The sequence below is a fragment of the Burkholderia sp. genome, from assembly GCF_018375725.1.
Lineage (GTDB): Bacteria > Pseudomonadota > Gammaproteobacteria > Burkholderiales > Burkholderiaceae > Burkholderia.
Map to the genome: position 1 here is coordinate 1 of NZ_JAHACR010000449.1, position 2,366 is coordinate 2,366.

Annotated in this window: 3 protein-coding genes; all 3 read left to right on the forward strand. The window is 62.8% G+C overall.

Translation table 11 applies throughout. The features are described from left to right. Window positions 1-153 precede the first annotated feature (153 nt). Window positions 154-531 (forward strand): four helix bundle protein, encoded by a 378-nt coding sequence (locus KH616_RS24195; RefSeq protein WP_292253734.1) that lies wholly within the window; start codon window positions 154-156, stop codon window positions 529-531. 319 nt (window positions 532-850) lie between these two features. Beyond that, window positions 851-1,870 (forward strand): RNA-directed DNA polymerase, encoded by a 1,020-nt coding sequence (locus KH616_RS24200; RefSeq protein WP_292253737.1) that lies wholly within the window; start codon window positions 851-853, stop codon window positions 1,868-1,870. Beyond that, window positions 1,867-2,265 (forward strand): hypothetical protein, encoded by a 399-nt coding sequence (locus KH616_RS24205; RefSeq protein WP_292253736.1) that lies wholly within the window; start codon window positions 1,867-1,869, stop codon window positions 2,263-2,265. Before KH616_RS24200 ends, KH616_RS24205 begins: the two co-directional genes overlap by 4 nt. Window positions 2,266-2,366 lie beyond the last annotated feature (101 nt).

Sequence of the window (2,366 nt, forward strand, 5' to 3'; positions counted from 1 at the left end):
GTATTGGTCGAGCGAGGAAGCTGAGACGTCCGGCTGGGCTTGGTATCAGGGCTTCAGCACCGGCTACCAGTATGGCTACCTACAGGGCAGCGAGCTGCGCGCCCGGGCCGTCCGCAGATTTATTCCTTCAGTAATTTGACCATTTAATCTACCGTGGCCCTGCATACCCAACTCCCAATCTATCGAGCGGCCTACGTGCTGCTCGATGTGGTCACCGACCTCGTGAAGAATATGCCCCGCGACTTCAAGCGCAGCATTGGCGAGAAGATCAGCGCGGAGTGCATCGAGATCATGGTGCTGGTGTTTCGCGCCAATGTGGCGTCCGACAAGTCGCCGCACCTGACGGAGCTGCTCGAGCGCCTCGAAGTGATCAACCTGCTTCTGCGCCTTGGCATGGATAAGCGGCTGATCGCGCGCCAGGCGTACGCGGGCGCCATTGAGCAAACGACCAGCATCGGGAAGCAGGCCAACGGGTGGAAGAAGTCCGCAGGCAATCGCCCGCTCCATGGAGGTCAAGGCTTTCATGGCTGAGCGATCTTTCAATCTGGTCGTGCCGCTGCCCCACAAGGGCACCGCCATGCGCAATAAGGAAACGCGCCGCCGGTGTGCGGCGACGTCCAGCGCAGTTTCCCGGCTGAGCAATCGGCCGGGCGACGTAGATAGCACGATCCTTCCGGCTGGGCTTGGTATCAGAACTTCAACAACGGCAACCAGAATAACAACCAACAGAACAACGAGCTGCGCGCCCGGGCCGTCCGCAGATTGGATCGAAGTACCCACGTTCACGTTCGCCGAGCTGGTCGATGCTTACCTCGACTGCCGGCGCACGAAACGCAGCAGCAACACGGCGCTGGCGTTCGAGGTCGATCTCGAGCGCAACCTGCGCAGCCTTTACGACGAACTGACCGACGGCAGCTATCGCCCCGGCCGCTCGATCTGCTTCGTGATCACGCGACCGAAGCCGCGCGAGGTTTGGGCGGCCGAGTTCCGCGATCGTGTCGTGCATCACCTGCTCTACAACCGGATCGGCCCGCGCTTCGAGCGGTCGTTCATCACCGATTCCTGCGCCTGCATCAAGGGTCGCGGCACGCTGTATGCCGCGGAGCGCCTCGAAGCGAAGATCCGCTCGATCACGAAGAACTGGTCCCGGCCGGCGCATTACCTGAAGTGCGATCTCGCGAATTTCTTCGTCAGCATCGACAAGCACATCCTGCTCGATCTGCTGCTCGCGAAGATCCCCGAGCCGTTCTGGCGATCGCTGACCGAAACCGTGCTGATGCACAATACACGGGACGACTACGAGTACCACGGCGACCCGGCCATGATGGACCTCGTGCCGCCCCATAAGCGGCTGCTCGAACAGGCGCCGCACCTCGGGCTGCCGATCGGCAACCTGTCGAGCCAGTTCTTCGCGAACGTCTACCTCGACGTGCTCGACCAGCGCGAGAAGCATGTGCTCGGCGCGCGGCACTATATTCGGTACGTCGACGATTTCGTGTTCCTGCACGAGTCGCCGGCGCGCCTAAACGAGATCCTCGCCGACGTGACGGCATTCCTGCCGGAGCGCCTTGGTGTGCGCATCAATCCGCGCAAGACGATCCTGCAGCCGATCGACCGCGGCGTCGACTTCGTCGGCCAGGTCATCAAGCCGTGGCGCCGCGAGACGCGCAAGCGCACGCGGAACGAAGCCCTGCGCCGAGTCGCGGCCACGCCAGCCGCCGACCTAATGCAAGTCGCCAATTCCTATTTCGGCCTGCTGCGGCAAGCGACAGCCAGCCATCACGACCGGGCGCAGCTCGCGAACGTCGTGCGCTCGCGAGGCAAGGCGGTTGACCGCGATTTCACGAAAACCTATCGAGGTGCAGCATGAGTCAGTTCATCACGCCGCAAATGCTTCTGAGTGGCGAGACGACATTTGAAGCGGCCCACCGCATCGACCTCATTCGCACTGAGCGCAGACGTCTCCGCAGCGGCCTCGACAAGCTGGCCGAGCGCGCCCGCCTTACTTCGTACTGGCGCCAATGCTATCCCGTCTGGCAGCCCGAATTGAGCCGCATTAATCCGCATTTCGCGCTGGTGCACCTGCGCTCTTTCAAGCCCGGAATGCATTTCGGGCACTTGAGCCTACTCCCAGGGCACGTCCCGCCGCACCTTGCCGGCCGCCAGAGACTTCGCGCCGGGTTCGGTCGTGTCACTGAGCGGCGGCCTCAGGACGAGATCGCGGAATCCGGCGCTGCCGCCCCAGCGCAGGGCGAACTTTTCTAAGGACCCCATGTACCCCCGATCCCAACTGAAACGCTGGTACGTGTACGCCGCTGACAAGCTTGTCGCGGTTGTGCAGGCCATCACTGACCGCGGCGCGATTC

What these genes read in the sequence shown, in the direction of transcription:
- KH616_RS24205 (WP_292253736.1), top strand. Translation starts at nt 1,867, where the DNA reads ATGAGTCAGTTCATCACGCCGCAAATGCTTCTGAGTGGCGAGACGACA.